At 37.5% G+C, this 23,846-nt stretch carries 22 protein-coding genes; 17 read left to right on the top strand and 5 right to left on the bottom strand.

What is annotated here, in order from left to right; all coding sequences use genetic code 11:
- Positions 1–51: 51 nt before the first annotated feature.
- Positions 52–708, bottom strand: coding sequence for a DedA family protein (locus ArsFIN_RS16305; protein ID WP_026821438.1), 657 nt, complete (start codon positions 706–708; stop codon positions 52–54).
- Positions 709–1,112: 404 nt separating this feature from the next.
- Between ArsFIN_RS16305 and exbB the strand changes: the two genes are divergently transcribed.
- Both exbB and exbD read left to right on the top strand, forming a co-directional pair.
- Positions 1,113–2,051, top strand: a complete 939-nt coding sequence (gene exbB / locus ArsFIN_RS16300; protein WP_034249135.1) for a tonB-system energizer ExbB — start codon at positions 1,113–1,115, stop codon at positions 2,049–2,051.
- A 6-nt stretch (positions 2,052–2,057) separates the two neighbouring features.
- Positions 2,058–2,489 carry a TonB system transport protein ExbD gene (gene exbD, locus ArsFIN_RS16295; protein ID WP_026821440.1) on the top strand — a complete coding sequence of 144 codons (432 nt, stop codon included), beginning with the start codon at positions 2,058–2,060 and terminating at the stop codon, positions 2,487–2,489.
- A gap of 1,146 nt (positions 2,490–3,635) precedes the next feature.
- Here the strand turns inward: exbD and rdgC are convergent.
- Positions 3,636–4,544 carry a recombination-associated protein RdgC gene (rdgC, locus tag ArsFIN_RS16290; RefSeq protein WP_135678001.1) on the bottom strand — a complete coding sequence of 303 codons (909 nt, stop codon included), beginning with the start codon at positions 4,542–4,544 and terminating at the stop codon, positions 3,636–3,638.
- A gap of 613 nt (positions 4,545–5,157) precedes the next feature.
- Here rdgC and ArsFIN_RS16285 point away from each other — a divergent pair.
- Complete coding sequence (locus ArsFIN_RS16285; protein ID WP_051296897.1) at positions 5,158–6,330, top strand: porin; 1,173 nt, start codon at positions 5,158–5,160, stop codon at positions 6,328–6,330.
- A gap of 265 nt (positions 6,331–6,595) precedes the next feature.
- Here the strand turns inward: ArsFIN_RS16285 and ArsFIN_RS16280 are convergent, their stop codons facing one another.
- Positions 6,596–7,204, bottom strand: a complete 609-nt coding sequence (locus ArsFIN_RS16280) for a nitroreductase family protein (protein ID WP_026821443.1) — start codon at positions 7,202–7,204, stop codon at positions 6,596–6,598.
- Positions 7,205–7,480: 276 nt separating this feature from the next.
- Here ArsFIN_RS16280 and phoB point away from each other — a divergent pair, with 276 nt between their 5' ends.
- The 3 genes from phoB to brnQ all read left to right on the top strand — a co-directional run bounded on the left by phoB (position 7,481) and on the right by brnQ (position 11,189).
- Positions 7,481–8,170 (top strand): phosphate regulon transcriptional regulator PhoB, encoded by a 690-nt coding sequence (gene phoB, locus ArsFIN_RS16275; protein ID WP_026821444.1) that lies wholly within the window; start codon positions 7,481–7,483, stop codon positions 8,168–8,170.
- A gap of 25 nt (positions 8,171–8,195) precedes the next feature.
- On the top strand, positions 8,196–9,503 hold the full coding sequence (gene phoR, locus ArsFIN_RS16270; protein WP_026821445.1) for a phosphate regulon sensor histidine kinase PhoR: 1,308 nt from the start codon (positions 8,196–8,198) through the stop codon (positions 9,501–9,503).
- 375 nt (positions 9,504–9,878) lie between these two features.
- Complete coding sequence (brnQ, locus tag ArsFIN_RS16265) at positions 9,879–11,189, top strand: branched-chain amino acid transport system II carrier protein (RefSeq protein WP_026821446.1); 1,311 nt, start codon at positions 9,879–9,881, stop codon at positions 11,187–11,189.
- A 70-nt stretch (positions 11,190–11,259) separates the two neighbouring features.
- On the opposite strand, the gene ArsFIN_RS16260 is transcribed toward brnQ, so the two are convergent.
- Complete coding sequence (locus ArsFIN_RS16260) at positions 11,260–11,868, bottom strand: acyl carrier protein phosphodiesterase (protein WP_026821447.1); 609 nt, start codon at positions 11,866–11,868, stop codon at positions 11,260–11,262.
- Positions 11,869–11,975: 107 nt separating this feature from the next.
- Between ArsFIN_RS16260 and queA the strand changes: the two genes are divergently transcribed.
- From queA to pgpA, 11 genes are all read left to right on the top strand, one after another.
- Positions 11,976–13,034, top strand: coding sequence for a tRNA preQ1(34) S-adenosylmethionine ribosyltransferase-isomerase QueA (gene queA, locus ArsFIN_RS16255; protein WP_026821448.1), 1,059 nt, complete (start codon positions 11,976–11,978; stop codon positions 13,032–13,034).
- 100 nt (positions 13,035–13,134) lie between these two features.
- The gene (gene tgt, locus ArsFIN_RS16250) at positions 13,135–14,253 is read left to right on the top strand and encodes a tRNA guanosine(34) transglycosylase Tgt (protein WP_026821449.1); all 1,119 of its coding nucleotides are present in this window, start codon (positions 13,135–13,137) and stop codon (positions 14,251–14,253) included.
- 107 nt (positions 14,254–14,360) lie between these two features.
- Entirely contained in the window at positions 14,361–14,693 is a 333-nt protein-coding gene (gene yajC, locus ArsFIN_RS16245; protein ID WP_026821450.1) for a preprotein translocase subunit YajC, read from the top strand.
- A 27-nt stretch (positions 14,694–14,720) separates the two neighbouring features.
- Positions 14,721–16,568 carry a protein translocase subunit SecD gene (gene secD, locus ArsFIN_RS16240; protein WP_026821451.1) on the top strand — a complete coding sequence of 616 codons (1,848 nt, stop codon included), beginning with the start codon at positions 14,721–14,723 and terminating at the stop codon, positions 16,566–16,568.
- A gap of 11 nt (positions 16,569–16,579) precedes the next feature.
- Complete coding sequence (gene secF, locus ArsFIN_RS16235; protein WP_026821452.1) at positions 16,580–17,548, top strand: protein translocase subunit SecF; 969 nt, start codon at positions 16,580–16,582, stop codon at positions 17,546–17,548.
- 105 nt (positions 17,549–17,653) lie between these two features.
- A complete protein-coding gene (gene nrdR / locus ArsFIN_RS16230; RefSeq protein ID WP_026821453.1) occupies positions 17,654–18,103 on the top strand; it encodes a transcriptional regulator NrdR in 450 nt (149 codons plus the stop codon).
- 8 nt (positions 18,104–18,111) lie between these two features.
- Entirely contained in the window at positions 18,112–19,221 is a 1,110-nt protein-coding gene (gene ribD, locus ArsFIN_RS16225) for a bifunctional diaminohydroxyphosphoribosylaminopyrimidine deaminase/5-amino-6-(5-phosphoribosylamino)uracil reductase RibD (protein WP_026821454.1), read from the top strand.
- Positions 19,222–19,413: 192 nt separating this feature from the next.
- Entirely contained in the window at positions 19,414–19,884 is a 471-nt protein-coding gene (ribH, locus tag ArsFIN_RS16220; RefSeq protein WP_026821455.1) for a 6,7-dimethyl-8-ribityllumazine synthase, read from the top strand.
- 23 nt (positions 19,885–19,907) lie between these two features.
- On the top strand, positions 19,908–20,321 hold the full coding sequence (gene nusB, locus ArsFIN_RS16215; RefSeq protein WP_026821456.1) for a transcription antitermination factor NusB: 414 nt from the start codon (positions 19,908–19,910) through the stop codon (positions 20,319–20,321).
- A 98-nt stretch (positions 20,322–20,419) separates the two neighbouring features.
- Positions 20,420–21,409 carry a thiamine-phosphate kinase gene (gene thiL, locus ArsFIN_RS16210; protein WP_026821457.1) on the top strand — a complete coding sequence of 330 codons (990 nt, stop codon included), beginning with the start codon at positions 20,420–20,422 and terminating at the stop codon, positions 21,407–21,409.
- Positions 21,402–21,893: a phosphatidylglycerophosphatase A gene (gene pgpA, locus ArsFIN_RS16205; protein WP_026821458.1), complete on the top strand. Its 492-nt coding sequence runs from the start codon at positions 21,402–21,404 to the stop codon at positions 21,891–21,893. The genes thiL and pgpA overlap by 8 nt, the downstream gene beginning before the upstream one ends.
- 64 nt (positions 21,894–21,957) lie before the next feature.
- On the opposite strand, the gene dxs is transcribed toward pgpA, so the two are convergent.
- Positions 21,958–23,823 carry a 1-deoxy-D-xylulose-5-phosphate synthase gene (gene dxs, locus ArsFIN_RS16200; RefSeq protein WP_026821459.1) on the bottom strand — a complete coding sequence of 622 codons (1,866 nt, stop codon included), beginning with the start codon at positions 23,821–23,823 and terminating at the stop codon, positions 21,958–21,960.
- Positions 23,824–23,846: the final 23 nt, after the last annotated feature.

The raw sequence follows: 23,846 nt of genomic DNA, 5'->3' as shown, positions 1-23,846 counted from the left end.
CCCTACTCGAAGGGCCATTTTCTTATTATGCTTTAATAAAACCCATGATATTTATTTGTTTTTTTTATGTTTCCAATATACGACAAGTGAGCCGATGAATCCGCTAATGAGAAGCAGTATAGGTAAGAATATTAAAATATTCATGACAATATTTTCGTGGCGTTTGATAAAAGGAATTTGATTTATTGAGTAACCTAGAGAAACAATGATCCCAATCCATAATAGGCCGCTAAGCCAATTGAATAATTGAAAGCGGCGGTGGTTTAAGGTCGAAAGTCCGGCTAAAACCGGCAATAGTGTGCGAACAAAAGCTAAAAAACGACCGATCAAAAGCGCATATAAGCCTTGGTTATTGAATAATCGGTTTGCACGATCGTAATACTCTTGTGGGATCTGTTTTAACCATTGTTTTATTATATTCGTATCGCTAAGCCATCGCCCCTGTAAAAAACCTAACCAGCAACCTAGGCTAGCGGCAACAGTTAAAATAATAATTGTCGGAATAAAGGAAAGAACACCTTTTGCAATTAAAGCACCGGAAAGAATAAGTAGCGTATCTCCTGGCAGAAATGCTGCAGGAAGAATACCATTTTCTAATACGATAATGGTAAAAAGTACTGCATAAATAATCCATAAAATATCGGGATTAATTAGTTTAGTAAAATCATGATGCCAAATTGCCATCACGATTTCATTGAGAACTTGCATAGCTTACCCTGTTAATAACAACCAATGAAGAACCGATATAGTTGCCAGTTTACCTTAAAAAGCTGGATTATGTTGAATTTATTCACGCGTTTAGTATAAAAGCAAGTTGAATAAAAAGTGTCTATCTCAGAGAAAAGAATATTAAAAATGGGAAATGTCTGTTGTGGCCACTTGTTATTAGAACAAGTCAAATTGCAGCAAACTTATTGATAACAAGTAAATAAATAAAAAATTCATCAAATAGTAATGATAATTACTATCAAATGATTTAATGTCTGGTATGATCAGTAAGTTTTACATAATGTAAGTGTGGTAAAAAAAGATTTACTACGAATAGACTAGCTGGCATAGGATATGATCAGCTAAAAGATCGCGTTAAATAACAGAAGAGTGATAGCCAACTGATGCGTAAATTGATAGCTTCTATTTTATTGGCAATAAGTTTGATAAATATAACATTCGCCGAGACAAATCTGGCAGACCTGTCTGAGCAGTCTCTGCCTGTTAATATACCTAATCAGCAAGATATATCCATTGCAAATTCACTTCCAACGACTTCAGCTAATGAAGTGCAAGCAAGTGAGAAAGATTTTGCCACTGAAAAAAATTTAGCGGCGCTACAACAGGAACCTAATTTATTAACTGCACAACGAGGATTTGATCAAGATCTTTCGATTTGGAGTATGTATCAGCATGCTGACATGGTTGTGAAAGCAGTCATGCTAGGATTAATTGTTGCTTCAATCATTACTTGGGCTCTGTTTTTCTCAAAAGGCATTGAAATGATTGGAGCATATCGACAGCTACAAAAAGAACAGCAAAAATTATCTAAAGTAAAATCACTTGATGATGCGATAGGAATTGCTGCAACATTTAAAAAAAATAGTGTTACTCGAAAATTATATGATGAAGTTGTGGCGGAAAAAACATTATCAGCCGGTAGTCATGATTTAAATGGAACCAAAGATCGTGCCAGTTTTCGCCTTGAAAGAGCTGTTGCTTCAATTAGTCGTTACATGGGGCGAGGTAATGGTTATTTAGCAACGATAGGGGCAATTTCCCCCTTCATTGGTTTATTTGGTACAGTCTGGGGAATTATGAATAGCTTTATTGGTATAGCCCACTCTCAAACGACTAATTTAGCTGTTGTTGCGCCTGGCATAGCAGAAGCTTTGTTAGCCACGGCAATAGGGCTGGTAGCCGCGATACCAGCAGTGGTTATCTATAATTTATTTGCGCGCATGATTAATACTTATCGAGGTCAACTGGGCGATGTAGCTGCTCAGGCTACGGTATTATTAGGTAGAGATTTGGATTTAGCTGATAGTAATAAAAAAAGGTAAGTGCTTATGGCGATCCGTTTAAACGATGATTTAAATGATAATGGTGAAATGCATGAAATTAATGTTACACCATTTATTGATGTAATGCTGGTTTTACTAATTATTTTCATGGTTGCGTCACCTTTAGCGACAGTTGATATTAAAGTTAATTTACCGGCTTCTACAGCTAAACCTCAACCTAGACCGGAAAAACCGTTATTTTTAACTGTGAAAGCTAATGGTCTAATGTATGTTGGAGAGCAAAATGTCTCGCAGGAACAATTGGCATCAGCATTGGATCAGATAACCGGTACAAACAATAAAGAAACCACTATTTTTTTTCAAGCAGATAAAACAGTAAATTATGAAAGGATTATGGATGTAATGAACTTATTACGTAAATCTGGTTACCTTAAAGTGGGATTAGTTGGCATGGAGATGTCACAGAGTACAAAATAGTGTATTGCTAATATTGTCAAAACTGGGTAATTAAATACCCAGTTTCGATTCAATTACATTAGTAATAAATCAATAGTGTAATATTTTTTATATTTAATAACCATATTAATAGTATTGTTATCAAATAATACAATTCATGATTTCAAATTTGTTAATATTACAAAATAATAAGCTATCACATGAAATTAAAATATAATAATAAAAAACTTATATTTATATTTCACATGATTTCTGGTTATTAATTTCATTTTTTTAACTATTAAGTTAGGCGTAAGTGTTCGTAAGTTTTTTATTCATCTAAATGGTCGACTTCCATTTATAATTTATATGAACATGGTGAATATATTTAAGTATAATGAGTTTAATGTAAGCTATAATCACCTACAAAAATTAAGGTAATTTAATTTGGTTGTGAGTTTACAAAATAATTTAACAAAAAATACTTGCATCAAAATAGAGTTTAATTATAGCATAATTATGCTAAATATTAGATAATGTGTTATTAATATTGTAGATAATTACTATTGAGTAGAATAACTGTATTTATAAATCATTTGGATAATTAATATAGTTATGTCTGCAATGAAATTATATCTAATAAACATAGTTATTTTCTCATCTGGCTATGATTTAAAGCAATTTTAGTATTTTTAATGGGCTGATTTTTCAATAACTACATACAGCAAAGTATATTAATAATATTTAACTACAGTAATATTAACGTTATCTAGCTAAGATAACGTTTTTTTTAGTCTATTCAGTATTTCTCATATAAAAATCGATATTTCAATTATCTATTTAGTAAATAATAAAATTTATTTTTGCTTCTTAATTTTTTTCTTATTGATTTTAATCCAATTCTTAGTTGAATATAACTGAAACTGCTATTGCTATAAATTTTTAGTGATAAAACTAATCTAATTATGATGAACCATAAATTATAGTTTAAAAAATTTTGTAATAAAAAATATAAGTTATTACTAATAATTATATTTTCTTCATTTAGACAAGCAGAAGGATAGAAATATGGATTTATATATCATTCCAGTCTGGGGGAGAGGGTAAATTTATCTAGCCGATAAAATAAAGCTGGCGATTAAAAATCGCCATTCTGAATGGTTTGATCATATTACCAAGTCAAGCTAATTAAATGTTAGTTTCAGCACCTAAAACATCAATTAGGGATTTTATCAGGGCACTAATTTCGTTTGTCATCAAGATATAATCGGCATCAAAGCGTTGGGCAAAATCTGTTTTATCAATATCGTCATTTTGTTCTTTTATCAGATCACTAAATTTTAGTCTTTTAATTGTTCCGTCGTCCAAAAGAATAAATTGAATACGCTCTTCCCATTCTAATGCTAACTTTGTTACTCGTTTTTTAGCTTCAATAAGGGCGATAATTTCATCACAGAGTAAATCTTGTTTTTTACAACGAATCACGCCATCTTCTTCAATGGGGGCTTTTAATTCCGCTTCATCCAGTAAACTAAATCCATTAGCAGCTTTGCCCGAGCGTACCCACTCCGTTAAAGTTAATTCGATTGGTTTTTGATAACTTAAAGGTACAACGGGAAGCGAGCCTAATGTTTTACGTAAAAATGCCAGATTATCTTCAGCGCGTTTAGTGCTTGCGGCATCTACGATAATTAGATTATTGATTATATCTAACCAGATATAAGTATGACTGATTTTGCTAAAAGCTCTGGGTAAAAGTGTATGAAGCACTTCATCTTTCAATGGATCTTTTTCGCTTTTTTTCAGTTTTCGCGCTTGAGAGGTTTCCAGCTTTTTAATTTTAGCTTCTAATTCTTGTTTGATAACCTGTGCTGGCAGGATCTTTTCTTCTTTTTTGGCACAAAGCAGGATATGATTATTCGCCGTATGGATTAAAGTTTCACCAAGCGATCCCATCGGTGAGGTCCAGCCTATTTTCATGATATCTTGGCTTGTGCATGGGCGATAAGCCAGTGTGGCAAGTTGTTTTTCAAGCTCATCTACGGATAATGTGAATTCCCGATTTAAACGGTAGATCATTAAATTTTTAAACCACATTTCAAGGCTTCCTCGTTATTCCTAATTCAAAAAATCGGGGATATAATAACGGATCATATCCTGCGGCCCTAGTTTTCAATCGCTATTTTTACTGATTGAGTCAGTTTTAGTAGATTTTATCCATTTTACATATGTCATTTTTATCTTAAATTATCATTTTTTTCCATGGAAAATTAATTTTAAAATATAGGTAAATATTCTGTCATTCATTATTTTTTAATAAACGTTTTATTGTTAGCTGCTGATTTTAATAATCAATTAAAAAACACTATAAATAATATCTTATTTTTTTATTAAATTATTAAATAAAATTTCCTAGAGGATTCTATAGCAAGAAATAGAATATAAAAATGAGATTATTTTTGCCATGAAAATAATTTTTTTATTGTATGCTTAAATTTAATTTATTATTAACTTGCTGATTTTATAGGCTTGTTTTGTAATTTTTGAGGAGGTTGATTTTTAATAAATAATTTTATTCATTTTATAAAATTATTTCTATTTATCATTTCATTATAATTTTCTAATTACCTTAAAGCAAGGGAATTTATTTTATTATTTGGAATTAATATTTTTCAATTATTTTGTTTAGCATAAATTACTGGGTGTTTTTATGGCAAGAAAATTAAAACCCATCATAACATTTATTGCTACTATATCTTTAGCAGAGATTACACAGGCAACAAGTATTTATGATGATCAATATACACGTTTTGATATTTATGGGCAGATTAGATTAATAAATAGTTGGGATACTGAAAAGAATAAAGCCATTATTGGCGATGATGGTAGCCGTATTGGTTTATTTGCTGAGCATAAATTACCTCATGAAGTTAAAGTATTTGGTAATATTGAATTAGGTTTAGATACGCAAAAGTCGAATAGTAATAATCCTAACAGCCAATTTCAACTCTATAATCGAGTTGGTTATGTTGGTATTTCCCATGCAGAGTATGGAAAAGTTCAACTTGGCCGTACTTATGTTCCTATTGATTCGGTTGCTAAATCTAATTTAGGTTATAACAATACAGGTGTGCTCTATTTTGCTGATGTATTGAGTCGTAATACCGGTATATCCTCCGGTTATGTAAAGCAAGAAAATGGTAATACTATCTATCGTGGTACTGGACAGGATATTTTTACCCTACGTTTGCCCCATACTATTTACTTAGAAACCCCTTTATTTAAAGGCGTTAAGTTTGCAGGCAGTTATTCTAGACCCTCAGAAGGTAGTGCTGAGCGTGATCACAGTGATATTCTTCATGCTTATTCATTGGGTATTTTTTATCAGAACGCTTTAGGTTTCGAACTGGCAACAGGTTGGGCCGAAGCGGTGGGTGAAAAAAATCAAACAGGAAAAAAACCGCAAGACAATATGTTTGCATTGGGTGTCAAATATATTTTTCCTGATAAAACTGTTTCAATTGGGATCGATTATGGTCGATTACAATCAACGAATGTTGTAGTCGCTGGAAAAACACTGACGCCAACATCGGTGACAGGGAAATGGTCGGCTCATCTCTACAGTATTGGTGCAAAATGGCACTGGCCTGAATCTGATACAGGTTTATATGCCGGTTATGGACTAAGAGCGGGCGATAAAAGAACCTTTGATTATACAAAGCAGACTTATACATTAGGTGTAGATAAAGACTTTGCAGTAATGAAAAGTAAGCAATTACTTTTATATATGGAAATGGCATATAACCACCTTCATAGTAAGAATCAAGCTTACGAAAAAGATAATTGGTTTTTGGTTGAAACAGGTTTGCGCTTCTTTTTCTAACCATCCCTATAAATATTCACCCTTATGGATTGTAGCGATTTAGTCTATTACATAAAGGTAAAAATATAATAACAACAGCCATTTTGGCTGTTATTTTTTATGTTCGCTTCAATGGCTAACATCAAGATATTTGGTAAACTTTATCTTATTAATTTATGCCTTGTTGGTATAAGAAAGGCACAAAAACGTATTGCATTTTGCTACGCTAATGCCAGCTTACTCATAGTTTAACTATTGGACAAAATAAATTTTGCCGCAAGTTGAATCAATTTTCACCAAAGACTTTGAAGCGAATGTCATCGTTAATATAGGTTTTTTCATTGGCCTGTTGTTTAATTGCACCAAAGACTAATTGAGCGCGTAATTTCCACGAGCTTGGGATCTTCCAACTAGCATGCACTTTTTCATCAATAAGGGGATTGTAGTGTTGCAGTGATGCGCCCACCTTTTCTTGTGCCAGGCTAGCCCAAACCGCATATTGTGCCATCCCGCTACTTTGTTCAGACCAAACCGGAAAATTATCGGCATAAAGTGGAAATTTTTGCTGTAATTCTTTGATAACATTTTGTTCTTCAAAAAATAAAATCGTACCAGCGCCGGCAGCAAAGCTATCGATTTTTTTCTCTGTCGTAGTAAAAATCTCTTTAGCAACAATTTCTTTTAGTGTTTCTTTGGTAATATTGTGCCACAGTTTTTTATGTTCATCGCCAAATAGAATAACCCCACGCGATGTTTGAGAATTAAATGAAGAAGGCGCTTCTTTGACGGCTTCTTTAACTAATGTGATAAGTTTTTCTTGAGAGATAGGTAATGAGCTATCTATATTATAAATAGTTCTTCTTTCTTTCATCATTTCAATAAATTTGTTTGGCATTATATTCTCCTTATATTAATAAGGTCATGAATTAATTGTATGCAGACAGGTTATTGATAACTATAAACGGACTGATAAAAAATCATAGATAAAAAATTTAATCATATAGTTCAAAAATTCAGTTATTAATTAATTTTGTGAATTACATATCAGTTCTCATCTTAAGTCTAAAAATTTGTAACTTAACAAAATTGGCGACAATATTTCATTAAATGGTCATAAATATGAAATAATAGTACCGACTAATTTGATAATGAAATAATGATAGGATCAATCATGGTAAGACGTATTCTGGTCGTCGAAGATGAAACCGCGATTCGTGAGATGGTTTGCTTTGTATTAGAACAGAATGGATTCCAAACCGTTGAGGCTGATGATTATGATTCAGCAATCGCGCAGCTTATAGAGCCTTATCCTGCACTCATCTTGCTAGATTGGATGATCCCAGGTGGTTCGGGTATCCAGCTCATTGCGCATATGAAACGCGATCAACTAACCCGAAATATTCCGATTATGATGTTAACCGCAAGGGGAGAAGAAGAAGATCGGGTGCGAGGGTTAGAAATTGGGGCAGATGATTATCTTACTAAACCTTTTTCACCGAAAGAGCTGATTGCTAGGGTAAACGCAATTTTACGCCGTGTTTCTGCTATGGCTAGCGACAATGTTATTGAAATGAACGGATTGAAGTTAGATCCGGCGTCTCATAGGGTAATGAGCGATGCAACGTCGATAGAAATGGGACCGACAGAATATAAATTATTGTATTTTTTTATGACTCATCCAGAACGAGTCTATAACCGTGAGCAATTATTAAATTATGTTTGGGGTGTAAATGTTTATATCGAGGATCGTACAGTCGATGTGCATATTCGTCGTTTACGTAAAGCACTTGCGGTAGGTGGCCATGAAAAAATGATCCAGACCGTTCGAGGTACAGGCTACCGTTTCTCTGTCCGTTATTGATTGCTGTTTATAAGGAAAAGTCGACGTGCTTGAACGTTTGTCGTGGAAAAAATTAGTGGTTGTTCTGGTTTTATTCTGTTTACCGGCATGTGGATTATCACTTTTTATTGGTCATCTTTCTTGGCTGCTCGTGATTTCACTATTAGAGGCTTTATGTTGGCATAGTTATCATTTACTGAAATTATCCGATTGGCTTTGGCTTGAACGCCGTTTACTGCCACCCACTGGAAAAGGTGTTTGGGAGCCGATTTTTTATGGTATTTATCAGTTACAACAACGTAATCGTAAACGCCGGCGTGAATTGGTTCAGATTATTAGGCGGTTTCGTAGTGGCGCAGAATCTTTACCTGATGCTGTAATTATTATGACCGCAGAAGGTAATATTGTTTGGTGTAATCGTTTAGCTGAATATTTATTAGGTTTTCGTTGGCCGGAAGATAGCGGACAATCTATTTTCAATTTACTGCGTTATCCTGATTTTAACCGCTATTTTATTGTGGCCGACTATTCCGTGCCATTTACGATAGCGTTAAATAACGGTGCGATGGTTGAATTTCAAATTATGTCTTATGTTGATGAGCAATTATTGATGGTTGCAAGAGACATAACGGAAAAGGAGAAATTAGAAAAATTACGTGGCGAATTTTTTGCTAATGTTAATCATGAATTACATACACCGTTGACCGTTTTGCAAGGTTACCTGGAAATTATGGATGAGCAAACCGATAGTCATTCGACTAACAAAAAAGCCTTACACTCAATGCGTGAACAAGTGGCACGCATGGATAATCTGATTAAACAATTACTCCAGCTTTCCCGCATTGAAATAGCACCGCATATTAATTTGAATGAACAGGTCAATATTCCGGCAATGCTAAACATAATAAAACAGGATGTAATGAATTTAAGCCTGGCAAAGCATGAAATTATTTTTGATGTGGATAAAAAATTGCAAGTTTATGGTAACGAAGAGCAGCTGAGAAGTGCTATTTCAAATCTTATTTATAATGCGATTAACCATACACCAGTTGGAACATCCATTCACATTTGTTGGCAACATATTAAGCAGGGAGCACTTTTTTCTATTCGCGATAATGGACCGGGCATTGCTTTAGCGCATTTGCCGCGTTTAACGGAACGTTTTTATCGCGCAGAAAAATCGCGTTCACGCCGAATGGGGGGCGGTAGCGGATTAGGATTGGCTATTGTTAAACATGCATTAATACACCACCATTCCCAATTAAATATTGCAAGTCAATTGGGTAAGGGATCGGTGTTTAGTTTTATTTTACCGTCTAGTTTAGTTGTAACAACAAAAAATGGACAAAATTAAATTTCATATGCTGAATTTGGGTTAAAAAAATTTAGTCAAATAATGCATTGCATGATTAGATGTCAGTATTGATTGAATTTTGTACAAATCATATAACGTATATTGAGTAAACACTAAAACCAATCACTAAATAAAAAATTTATTTCAGATTTTTATTCTGCTTTTTCGTTTTACTATTGCCTTTTATCATTATAAAAGTTTTACTTGTAGTCTGTTATTGGCGTATTTTTCTGTTTTTATCAAATTTATCAGATTAATTAAATAGATATTTTACTGATTAAAAATTAGCAGCGATTACCGTCAATAAATAAAAAGTGGTTTAGGTTTTAGTTCTACTTAAGCTGGATGATAAATAACAACAAATTAACAACAATTATGGCATATCGTTTAACATCGAGAGATATTTTAGCGTTAGGGTTTATGACCTTTGCGTTATTTGTAGGAGCAGGAAATATTATTTTTCCTCCTATGGTTGGATTGCAAGCTGGTGAGCAAGTATGGATAGCGGCAGCCGGATTCCTGCTAACAGGTGTTGGTTTGCCTGTTATTGCTGTTATCGCGCTAGCAAAAGTAGGTGGCGGCATCGAACAACTCAGTGCGCCGATTGGTAAATCTGCTGGGTTATTGTTAGCTATTGTCGCCTATTTATCGGTCGGGCCATTATTTGCGACACCTCGTACCGCAACAGTTTCTTATGAAGTCGGAATTGCCCCATTAGTTGGAGGAGTTTCATCGCTTTCATTGTTTATTTATAGCCTAATTTATTTTGCTATTGTGATAACTATTTCACTTTATCCAGGACGATTGCTCGATAGCGTAGGACATATCTTAGCGCCAATAAAAATGATTGCACTTGCTATTTTGGGCATTGCTGCGTTACTTTGGCCAGCAGGTGAACCTATTATGTCAACGCCATCCTACAAAGAAATGGCTTTTTCTAATGGTTTTATTAATGGTTATCTAACTATGGATACCCTAGGTGCCATGGTTTTTGGCATTGTTATTGTTAATGCTGCTCGCTCACGAGGCGTTGAAAATTCTGCTCTTCTAACCCGTTATACCATGTGGGCTGGATTAATTGCCGGCGTGCTATTAACGTTGGTTTATGTTTCACTGTTTAAACTGGGTGAGAATAGCGGCTCGTTATTGCCTAATGCCAGCAATGGCGCTGATATTTTGCATGTCTATGTGCAACATACTTTCGGTAATTATGGTAGTTTTTTCTTAGGGGTACTGATTTTTGTTGCTTGTATGGTAACGGCAGTTGGACTCACTTGTGCTTGTGCTGAATTTTTTGCGCTTTATGTACCGATTTCTTATCGTACATTAGTTTGGATACTTGGTATCTTTTCTATGGTGATCTCGAATTTAGGATTAAGTAAACTGATTGAATTTTCCATTCCAGTATTAATCGCGATTTACCCACCTTGTATTGTATTGATTATGATGAGCTTTACTTTGAAATGGTGGAAATGTGCATCCAGGGTGGTTGCGCCAACCATGCTGGTAAGTCTACTATTTGGTTTGTTAGGTGCGCTGAAATCTTCAGCGCTTTTGCAAACATTCATTCCTGCTATTGCAAAGAAATTACCACTTTATGATCATGATTTAGCCTGGCTGGTACCATCATTAATTGTTTTAGTTTTGTTTGCATTATATGATCGTATTAACACTAAACAACACTGATATATAGTAGTGAGATGCCGGAAGGGTATAATTTAATAGTGACAAACCCTAGTCTTTAATCAGCTAGGGTTTATTTGTTTTCATTTAATAACGTTGTTTTTGCTGTTTGAGTTTTGGCAAAGGTGATCATTTCTGGATAAAATTGCCAAAAGAAACTAGAAAAACGAGAGTAATGCAGAATAAAGTCATCAAAGGAACCGATTAAATTAACCAGTTTAGGCCGTCTGCGCGCCATGCTGTTTAATACATCACTCATGTATTCAGGCTCTGCATAACGAATCAGCCAGTTTTGTGACCATAAATACTCATTTAATTCTTGAAATTTCTCAGGAGTATAATATAAGTTCGGCTCAATTTGCTGGCGCGCATAATGAACAAATTGGGGTAGCGTTTGTTTTGGTTCGATTTGATCCCAGTATAAAGCGAGAAAATGATCCCAAACTAAATCGAGAGTAATTGCGGCGACTCGACGGTATGGTGGCCGAAAAAGTTGCTTCGCATTAATCACAATGGGGTGTTGATCGGTAAATTTATCAACCTGACGATGCATTGTAATCCCGGCCACAACATCCGGTGAATACAAACCATCAGGATTACCGCGAACGAAATCCGCCATTAAATTTCCTAATAAGGAACTTTGAGCTTTTTGAGCTAAATGCAAGTGTGCAAGAAAATTCATAGTGTCATTATAAGTGAATTTTTTAGTTTTCGTGATGCTTATTTGTTGCACTGTCTTTATCGTCGCACTAGACTAGTGCGCTTGTTTTGATCAAATAGTATAAAGAAATGCGTGTCTCTGATTTTGCTTTTAAATTACCTGATGAGTTAATAGCCCATTATCCCTTAGCCAAACGTAGTCATTGCCGGCTACTTTCTTTAGACGGTTCAACTGGTGAACTGGCTCATGGTATTTTTACTGATATTGTTGATAAATTAGAATCCGGGGATCTGCTAGTTTTCAATAATACGCAGGTTATACCGGCGCGTCTTTATGGCCGTAAAATCTCTGGTGGCAAAATTGAAGTACTAATTGAGCGCATGTTAGATCCCCACCGAGTTTTGGCACATGTTCGTGCTTCTAAAGCACCCAAGGTTGGCGCTGAATTATTATTAGGTGATGATGAAAGTGTCAAAGCCATTATGTTGGCAAGACACGATACGCTATTTGAAATTGGTTTTCAGGATAAGCGAGATGTGCTAGCTATCTTAAATGATATTGGCCATATACCATTACCTCCCTACATTGCTCGTCCTGATGAAGAGATTGATAGAACACTTTATCAAACGGTTTATGGCCAACGACCTGGTGCAGTTGCTGCGCCCACGGCAGGATTACATTTTGATCAATCATTACTCGCGGCGCTGCGGCAAAAAGGAGTCGCAATGGCGTTTGTGACACTGCATGTAGGTGCTGGGACATTTCAACCTGTTCGGGTGGAAAATGTTGCTGAACATACCATGCATGCAGAGTATGTTGAAGTATCGCAAGAGGTTGTTGATGCAATATTGGCGTGTAAAGCGAGGGGTAAACGGGTTATTGCGGTTGGCACAACTTCAATTCGATCTTTAGAAAGCGCGGCTTGCGCGTGTAAGGAAGCAATTATTGCTCCCTTCTTTGATGATACTCGAATTTTTATTTATCCAGGCTTTCATTTTCAAATTGTCGATGCATTAATTACTAATTTCCATTTACCTGAATCTACATTAATTATGTTGGTATCTGCTTTTGCTGGTTATCAAAATACGATGAATGCCTACAAAAAAGCAATCGCAGAGAAGTATCGCTTTTTTAGTTATGGTGATGCCATGTTTATCACGCATAATCCTAAGGCAGTGAGTGAATAAGTGGCTGACTAGTTATTAACCTATAATTAACATCATCAATTTAGTTAACTAAATTGATAAATAACACATTGGACTGTTTTTCTGATGTTGGAGAGGCAAAGTGAAATATGAATTACAAACCCAAGATGGCCAAGCTCGCCGAGGTCGTTTGATTTTTGAGCGTGGCATAGTAGAAACGCCTGCTTTTATGCCGGTTGGTACTTATGGCACAGTTAAGGGTATGACGCCGGAAGAAGTTAAACAGACCGGAGCACAAATTCTGTTAGGCAATACTTTCCATTTATGGTTGCGCCCCGGGCAAGAGATAATGAAATTACATGGCGATTTGCATGATTTTATGCAATGGCAAGGACCCATTTTGACTGACTCAGGTGGATTTCAGGTTTTTAGCCTTGGTGCCATGCGTAAAATTAAAGAAGAGGGCGTCGATTTTCGTCATCCAATCAATGGTGAAAGAATTTTCCTTAGTCCTGAAAAATCAATGGAAATTCAGTACGATCTGGGTTCGGATATTGTCATGATTTTTGATGAATGTACGCCTTATCCAGCAGATTGGGAGTATGCTAAAAAGTCGATGGAGATGTCCCTTCGTTGGGCAAAACGTAGTCGTCAACGGTTTGATGAGTTAGCTAATAGAAATGCGCTTTTTGGCATTATACAGGGCAGTGTTTACCCGGATTTACGTGATATATCAGTAAAAGGCCTGATCGAGATTGGTTTTGATGGTTATGCGGTAGGCGGTTTAGCCGTGGGAGAACCGAAAGAGGATATGCACCGTATTTTAGAGCATGTTTGCCCACAAATTCCGCAGAATAAACCACGCTATTTAATGGGCGTAGGTAAACCGGAGGATCTGATTGAAGGGGTTCGTCGCGGTATTGATATGTTTGATTGTGTAATGCCCACCCGTAATGCACGAAATGGCCATTTATTTGTTACTGAAGGGGTAATTAAAATCCGGAATGCTAAATATAAATCGGATACTTCGCCACTAGATGCCCATTGTGACTGCTATACTTGCTCTAACTATAGCCGTGCTTATTTACATCATCTTGACCGCTGTAATGAAATTCTTGGTGCCAGGCTTAATACCTTACACAATTTAAGTTATTATCAACGGCTAATGGCTGAAATTCGACAAGCGATAGAGAAAGGTGAATTTGAGGCTTTTGCGGTAGAGTTTTATCGTCGAATCAATAAATCGATTTCATCAAATTAGAGTATAATTTCAGTCGTGCTAATTGAATCAAATCAGTGTAGGATTTATTGGTTTGGATTAATTTTTTGAGTTAGAAATATAGTTTTAATCACAATGAGGAAATTTTGATGAATTTGTTTATTTCTGATGCAGTCGCTTCAGCTGATGGTCAGACGCAAGGAAACCCATACTCTTTGATCATCATGCTGGTTGTTTTCGGATTGATTTTTTATTTTATGATTTTACGCCCACAGCAGAAGCGAGCTAAAGAGCATAAAAAATTAATGGATTCTATTTCTAAAGGTGATGAGGTTCTAACAACTGGTGGATTAATTGGCCGTGTCACCAAAGTATCTGAAACAGGTTATATTGTTGTCGCATTAAATGACACCAATGAAGTAACCATTAAACGTGATTTCGTTGCTGCTGTACTACCAAAAGGTACAATGAAGTCTATCTAATTTCTGATTTTCCCGAAGGGAATTGCCGTGCTAAATCGTTATCCTTTGTGGAAGTATTTAATGCTGATCGCTGCGTTACTCATCGGTCTGCTGTATGCGCTTCCCAATCTTTATGGAGAAGATCCGGCTGTTCAGATTACTGGCGTGCGGGGAACCGCTGCCAATGAACAGACTATGGATCAGGTTCGCAATATTTTAAAGAAAGAGAAAATCGAAAGTAAATCAATTGTACTGGAAAATGGTGTAATTCTTGCTCGTTTTGATAATCCAGATGTTCAGCTGCATGCACGCGAAACCCTAGTTGCCGGTTTAGGCGAGCAGTATATTGTGGCATTAAATCTGGCACCTGCTACCCCTCATTGGTTAAGGGCATTGGGCGGTGAACCCATGAAATTAGGGTTAGATTTGCGTGGTGGTGTTCACTTCTTAATGGAAGTGGATATAGAAACAGCATTGAGTAAATTACAAGAGCAGAATATGGATGGCCTGCGTAGTGATTTACGTGAAAAAGGGATCCCCTATTCAACGATACGTAAAATAGATAATTACGGCGTTGAGATTCGCTTTCGTGATGATAATGATCGCTCGCAAGCCGAATCTTATTTGACACCACGTTATCGCGATTTAGTTTTTACTACCGGTAACAACAATATATTAACGGCAGTAATGACAGATGAGCGGATCCGTGAAGCGCGTAATTATGCAGTATCACAAAATATTAATATTATCCGTAACCGCGTTAACCAATTAGGTGTTGCCGAACCATTAGTACAACGTCAGGGGGCTTCCCGTATTGTCGTTGAATTACCGGGTATCCAAGATACAGCGCGAGCAAAAGAGATTCTCGGTGCAACTGCAACGCTGGAGTTTCGCTTAGTTAATGTCGGTATAGACAGTTCGGCTATTCAACGTGGTCATATTCCGGGAGATTCTGAGATAAAATATACGCGTGATGGTGAGCCGGTCGTTCTTTATAAACGCGTTATTTTGACAGGCGATCACATTACTGATTCGACATCAGATTTGGATGAAATGGGAAGCCCACAGGTAAGCATTGGTCTGGATAGTGTTGGTGGCTCTATTATGTCTGATTTTACGCGTGATAATCAGGACAAATTGATGGCAACCTTATTTGTTGAATATAAAGATAGCGGGCGAAAAGATGCCAATGGTCGTGCTATTTTGGTAAAAGATGAGAAAGTCATTAATGTCGCCAGAATTTCTGCTCGCTTTGGTAGCAAATTTCGTATTACCGGTATCAGTAATCCAACGGAAGCTCGTCAATTATCTTTATTACTACGCGCTGGTGCATTGATCGCACCTATTCAAATTGTTGAAGAACGCACAATTGGGCCAACATTAGGCTTGCAAAATATTGAGCAAGGCATGAAAGCATCATTAGCTGGTTTGTTAGCTTCTGTGCTATTTATGATCATTTATTATCGCAAATTTGGTCTGATTGCCAGTTCCGCGTTGTTAGCAAACTTGATCCTCATTATGGGGATTATGTCGCTATTACCGGGAGCCACTTTAACCATGCCGGGAATTGCTGGTATTGTTTTAACGCTTGCTGTTGCTGTTGATGCTAATGTATTGATTAATGAACGGATTAAAGAAGAGCTAAAGAATGGTCGTTCTATACAGCAAGCGATACATGAAGGTTATAAAGGGGCATTTTCCAGTATTTTAGACGCGAATTTAACCACTGTGATCACGGCAACCATTTTGTATGCGGTAGGCACCGGCTCGATTAAGGGCTTTGCCATTACTACGGCGATTGGTATTGCCACCTCCATGTTTACTGCCATTGTTGGAACACGAGCTATCGTGAACTTATTGTATGGTGGTAAACGTATTAAAAAGCTGTCTATTTAAGGAGCGTGGTTGTGGCGCAAGATTACACAGTAGAACAGTTAAATCATGGCCGTAAAGTTATCGATTTTATGCGTTGGGATTATTTAGCATTTGGTATCTCAATTGCTTTGTTTATTCTTTCCATTACGGTCATATCATTGAAAGGTTTCAACTGGGGATTAGATTTTACCGGCGGGACTGTTATTGAAATTAATCTCAGTCAACCTGCAGATCTTGATAAAATTAGAGCTAGTTTAGCGAATAATGGCTATCGGGAACCACTGATCCAAAATTTTGGTAGCAGTCGAGATATTATGATCCGGTTGCCTCCTACTGAAGGTGTGGCTGGTCAAGAAATCGGTAAGTCTATTATTTCAGTGATTAACAAAGATGTCGATGAACAAGCAACGATTAAGCGTATCGAGTTTGTTGGGCCGAGTGTTGGTAGTGAATTAGCTCAAACCGGAGCAATGGCACTTTTAGCCGCTTTGATCTGTATTTTGATTTACGTTGGTTTCCGTTTTGAATGGCGCCTAGCTGCCGGAGCGGTAATATCATTAGCTCATGATGTGGTTATTACATTGGGCATTGTGTCACTTTTTCAGATTGAAGTTGATATGACCATTGTTGCTTCATTAATGTCGGTTATTGGTTATTCCTTAAATGACAGCATCGTTGTTTCTGATCGTATTCGCGAAAATTTCCGCAAGATCCGTCGTGGTACATCATACGAAATAGTGAACGTTTCATTAACACAAACATTGAGTCGAACACTTATTACATCAGGAACTTCTTTATTAGTGGTACTAATGCTCTATCTTTTTGGTGGTTCAATACTGAAAGGATTTTCTCTAGTTATGTTAATTGGTGTGACGATTGGAACAGTTTCTTCGATTTATGTTGCTTCTGCTCTAGCATTAAAGATGGGAATGAAACGAGAGCATTTGATCCCTCCTAAAGTGGAAAAAGAGGGAGCAGATCAACATTCTCTGCTGCCTTAAAGGTAAATTTTGTTAACTCGCACCCTGTTAGATTGCGCTAGCAGGGTGTTTTTCATTGATAGCTGAGTTAAACTGAAAAGCCGGACCCTAAAATCAGGAAATTTTATGCATTGCCCATTTTGCACCGCTGTAGATACCAAAGTGATTGATTCACGACTGGTTGGCGATGGTTCGCAGGTTCGTCGTCGTCGACAATGTCTTGAATGTCATGAGCGTTTTACGACTTTTGAAGTGGCTGAATTAGTTATGCCGCGGGTGGTAAAAAGCGATGATGTACGTGAGTCATTTGATGAACACAAACTTAGACGAGGTATGCAAAAAGCATTAGAAAAACGCCCGGTAAGTTCTGATGATGTGGAAACAGCTATTAACAATATAAAATCACAACTTCGCGCAACTGGAGAGCGAGAAATTCCGGCAAAAATGATCGGGAAAATTGTCATGGATGAATTGAAAAAGCTAGATAAAGTGGCTTATATACGCTTTGCTTCGGTTTATCGTAGTTTTGAAGATATTCGTGAATTTGGCGAAGAAATTGCTAAGTTACAGGATTAATAGTAAAAATGACCACGTTTGATAAGCAGTTTATGAGCCGTGCGTTGTCATTGGCCAAGCAGGGACGATTTACTACCTCACCTAACCCAAATGTAGGCTGTGTCATTGTACGTGATGGTGAAGTAGTGGGAGAAGGCTTTCATTGTAAAACAGGTGAAGCGCATGCGGAAATTTATGCTTTACAAATGGCGGGTGAAAAAGCTAACGGAGCAACTGCTTATGTCACATTAGAGCCCTGTAGCCATTATGGTAAAACGCCACCTTGTGCAGATGCGTTAATCAGTGCGGGTATTCAGCGTGTTGTTGTGGCGATGCAAGATCCAAATCCTCAGGTTGCAGGACGGGGTTTACTAAAATTACAGCAGGCTGGTATCGAAGTAATACACGGTTTACTAATTGATGAAGCTGAGCAGTTAAATCAAGGCTTTTTAAAAAGGATGCGAACGGGTTTCCCCTATGTTCAACTTAAATTAGCTGCATCCCTTGATGGGCGAACAGCCCTCGCATCAGGTGAAAGCAAATGGATTACTTCGCCAGCAGCTCGTCAGGATGTACAAAGTTTTAGAGCCCAGGCGAGCGCAATTTTAACCACCAGTGCTACTGTTTTAGCTGATAATCCTGCTTTAAATGTTCGTTGGAAAGATTTCGCGCCTGAACTACAAAATATTTATCCGGAAGAAAGCCTGCGCCAACCAATAAGGATTGTTTTGGATCGCAATAATCAAGTAAAACCAGAACATTTTGTTACAAAATCAGCGGGTGAATGTTGGCTTATTCGCTCGAATCCCATTGCGCAAAATTGGTTTGGTGATGTCAAACAAATAACCATCCCAACCTACGGAAAAGGAATTGATTTAGTTTTGCTGATGATGCAGTTGGCTAAACGTAATATTAATTCAATTTGGGTCGAAAGTGGGCCAACACTTGCCGGTACCTTGTTGACACTAGGATTAGTTGATGAATTGATTGTGTATGTGGCCCCTAAAATTTTAGGTGAAAGCGCTAGAGGATTAATTAATATTCCAGAATTACAAAAATTGAAAGATGCATCTGCGTTTGAATTTATTAATATTGAACTTATTGACATTGATTTACGTTTAACCTTGCGCCCATTGTGATGTCATATTTTCGTTAGCTGGTTAGCTTAATAAAGCATAGTAATATTGTTAAAGTAATATAACCTTTAATTGATTTAATTTAGCGTTCCTAATACCTGTTTTAAAGTTAGCTAAATTCAGCAGCGCAGTATATAAAAGAATATGGTAAAATTGTCGTTTATGTAGAGAATAATTAGCATTTTAAGGAACGCTATGAAGGTAATAAAAGGTACGGTAGCAGCGCCTAAAGCTCGTATAGCAATAGCTATTGCACGTTTTAATCATTTTATCAACAATAGCTTGCTCGAAGGCGCTATAGATACCTTGGAGCGTGTTGGCCAAGTTGCAACAGAAAATATTACGGTTGTTTGGGTACCTGGTGCTTATGAACTGCCATTGACGATTAAAACATTAGTAGAAACGAAAAAATATGATGCAGTCGTTGCTCTTGCTAGTGTCATACGTGGTGCAACTCCACATTTTGACTATGTTGCCGGTGAATGTAGTGCTGGACTTTCGAATGTCGCGATGACAAGTAATATTCCGGTTGCCTTTGGGGTATTAACCACTGAGGATATTGAGCAGGCCATCGAGCGTGCAGGTACGAAAGCGGGGAATAAAGGTGCTGATGCTGCATTAGCGGCGCTGGAAATGGTTAATGTAATTCAGGCCATTAAAGGCTAACTATTTTATTTAAGGGGAATGTTGTGAAACCTGCTGCTCGTCATCGCGCGCGTGAGTGTGCTGTTCAGGCGATTTATTCGTGGCAATTATCGGGTAATAGTATTGCTGATGTTGAAGAGGAGTTCTTAACTGAACAGGATATGTCAAATGTTGATGTGACTTACTTTCGTGAGCTACTTAATGGCGTTTCAACGCATGTGTCGGAACTCGATAAAAAAATGGCTCCTTATCTTTCTCGTCAGCTTGAGGAGCTTGGTCAGGTAGAAAAAGCGGTTTTACGTTTAGCGATGTTTGAACTCTGTTACCGTAATGATGTGCCTTATAAAGTTGCTATTAATGAAGCGATTGAATTAGCAAAAGTTTTTGGTGCCGAGGAGAGTCACAAATTTATCAATGGTGCGCTCGATAAAGTTGTTGTTACTGTGCGTAAGAAGTAACGGTGTTCAGGCTTTTCGAATAATCTGATGTTCATTTTGATTATAAGGTCGTGTGCTAGCCTTATAGCAATCGGAGCATAGTATATTGGAATATTATTATGGTTTGTGGCGAATTTGATATCATCGCGCGTTACTTTAATCGTCAACAGCAAAATCGGCATGACGTTAATATCGGTATTGGTGATGATTGTGCATTGATAACTATACCGGAAAAACAGCAATTAGCGATTACTACCGATACACTAGTTGCGGGCATCCATTTCCTTGATAGTATTTCACCAGAAGATTTGGCCTATAAATCTTTGGCGGTTAATTTAAGTGATTTAGCCGCTATGGGGGCAGATCCTGCATGGGTTTCTCTGGCGTTAACATTGCCACAAATCAATGAAGATTGGCTGGCAAGGTTTAGTTCTAGCCTATTTGAACAGCTTAATTACTATGAAATGCAGCTCATTGGTGGAGATACAACCCGAGGGCCAATGAGTTTAACCTATACTGCCCATGGTTTGATTCCTATCGGGAAATCACTAACACGGTCAGGAGCCTGTAATGGTGATTGGATTTATGTTACCGGAACATTGGGAGATAGTGCCGCAGGTCTTGCGATTTTGCAATCACAGCTGGTTGTTGAAGATGCAAAAGATCGTCATTGGTTAATTCAGCGCCATTTAAGGCCACAGCCGCGTATTTTGCAAGGCCAGGCTTTACGCCATCTTGCTTCTGCGGCGATAGATATTTCTGATGGCTTGATTTCTGATCTTGGCCATATTCTAAAAATTAGTGGCCGTGGCGCTAAAATTAAATTGGATTTTTTACCTTTATCGGATGCCTTACGCAGACATGTTACCTCAGAACAGGCGTTAACCTGGGCGTTAAGCGGTGGAGAAGATTATGAACTGTGCTTTACCGTGCCTGAGATAAACCGGGGTGCATTAGAATCAGCGCTAGCGCATACTGGGGCAAACTTTCATTGTATCGGCCAGATCACACCAGAATCAGAAGGTATCCGTTATTTTCATGGCAATAAGGAGGTCTCACCTGATTTAGCCGGGTTTGATCATTTTATCGAGGAGGCTTGTTATGACTGATGCCAAATCACGTTTAAACTTGTCAAATCCTTGGCATCTATTGGCAACTGGATTTGGTAGTGGTTTATCTCCCATTATTCCTGGCACAATGGGTTCATTAGCGGCTATTCCATTCTGGCTACTAATGTATTGGCTATTACCGGTTTGGTTATGTTGGTTGATTATTTTATTGGGTTTTGCTGTTGGCATTGTTATTTGTCAACGGACATCCGATGATATGCAAGTTCACGACCACGGTAGTATTGTGTGGGATGAATTTATTGGCATGTGGATGACCCTCATGGCAATACCATTAGTTAATTGGCAATGGGTATTGATCGCGTTTGTGCTTTTCCGCTTTTTTGACATGTTAAAACCTTGGCCTATTGGTTGGTTTGATCGGCAAGTAGGTGGAGGCTTTGGTATTATGTTAGATGATATCATCGCGGCTATTTTTGCTATTGCTATCGTGGCTGCCCTTGCGCACTGGTTACCCGCATTATAATGTCAGTGAGTTACTGAAAATCAAAAGCGATCGGTAAACCGCCGCTTTTGATTTTTCAACCTATCTATTTGGCGTAATAGTTGTTAATAGATTTAATAATTCCTTCAGCATTAAGCCCTAGCTCAGTCTGAATCTCTGCTTGACTTCCTTGTGGAATATAGTGATCAGGTAAACCGAGATTAATGATGGGCATAATATGATGGGCTTTTAATAAAAATTCATTAACGCCGCTACCGGCTCCACCCATAATTGCATTTTCTTCTAATGTTACTAATAGCTTATGTGTTTGAGCTATCTCCAGTATCAACGTTTCGTCTAACGGTTTTACAAACCGCATATCGACCACAGTGGCATTAAGTAATTCTGCTGCTTTTATTGCTTCAGTAAGCAAAGTTCCAAAGTTGAGGATGGCAATTTTTTTTCCTTGACGGCGAACAAGTCCTTTACCAATTGGAATTTTTGCAAGTGGTTGTAACGTGGCACCAGAACCCGTTCCTCTAGGATAACGAACTGCAACAGGACCATCCTGGTAGTGATATCCCGTATGTAACATTTGACGGCATTCGTTTTCATCACTTGGTGACATAATTACCATATCCGGTAGACAACGTAAGAATGATAGATCAAAGGCACCTTGATGGGTTTGTCCGTCGGCACCAACAATGCCGGCTCGATCGATAGCAAATAGGATAGGCAACTTTTGAATGGCCACATCATGGATCACTTGATCATACGCACGCTGTAAAAAAGTTGAATAAATGGCGACAACAGGTTTATAGCCTCCAATGGCAAGGCCAGCAGCAAAAGTCACAGCGTGTTGTTCTGCAATTGCTACATCAAAATATTGTTTGGGATAGGTTTTAGAAAACTCAACCATGCCCGAACCTTCCCGCATGGCTGGCGTGATTGCCATCAGTTTAGGATCATCAGCAGCTTCTTGGCATAACCAATCGCCAAAAATCTGTGAAAAAGTTAATTGTTTATTACTGTTTTTGGGTAGGCTAAAGGTTGCTGGATCAAATTTAGGCACGGCATGCCAGCTGATAGGATCTTTTTCGGCTGGTTCATAACCCTTGCCTTTTTTAGTCATGATATGTAAAAACTGCGGGCCTTTTAATTCACGCATATTTTTTAATGTTTGTACTAATGTAAGTACATCATGGCCATCAATTGGACCAATGTAGTTAAACCCCAACTCTTCAAACATAGTACTAGGAATTACCATGCCCTTAAGATGTTCTTCAGTTTTCTTTAACAATTCTTTAATTGATGGGATATTAGAAAATACCTTTTTTCCACCCTCACGTAAGCAAGTATATAGATTGCCAGATAACAGTTGTGCCAAATGATTATTTAATGCACCAACGTTTTCTGAAATTGACATTTCATTGTCATTGAGGATCACTAGTATATCTTTATGAATATCACCTGCATGGTTCATTGCTTCAAAAGCCATACCTGCTGTAATGGCACCATCACCAATAACACAAACTGTTTTGCGATCTTTATTTTCATATTCAGCTGCTACCGCCATGCCGAGTCCAGCACTGATTGAGGTAGAGGAATGACCGACACTAAGCACGTCATATTCACTTTCTGCTCGCCAGGGGAAAGGATGTAAGCCATTTTTTTGTCGTATTGTACCAATTCGGTCGCGGCGGCCAGTTAATATTTTATGTGGATATGCCTGGTGGCCAACATCCCAGATAAGATTATCAAATGGGGTTTTATAGACATAGTGTAAAGCAACAGTCAGTTCAATGGCACCTAAGCCAGAAGCGAAATGTCCACTGGAACGGCTAACACTATTTAATAAAAATTGTCTCAACTCTTCACATAATTTAACAAGACTTTCTTTTGGTAAAAGTCGCAATTCTTCCGGTGTTTCTATTAATGCTAAAGTTGGATAGGAAGCGATATCAATACTCATGTCTGCCCATTAAATAATTGTTT

Source organism: Arsenophonus nasoniae (assembly GCF_004768525.1).
Classification (GTDB): Bacteria; Pseudomonadota; Gammaproteobacteria; order Enterobacterales; family Enterobacteriaceae; genus Arsenophonus; species Arsenophonus nasoniae.
The sequence above is the reverse complement of the archived record's forward strand: the minus strand, read 5'-3'. Positions and strand labels throughout refer to the sequence as shown.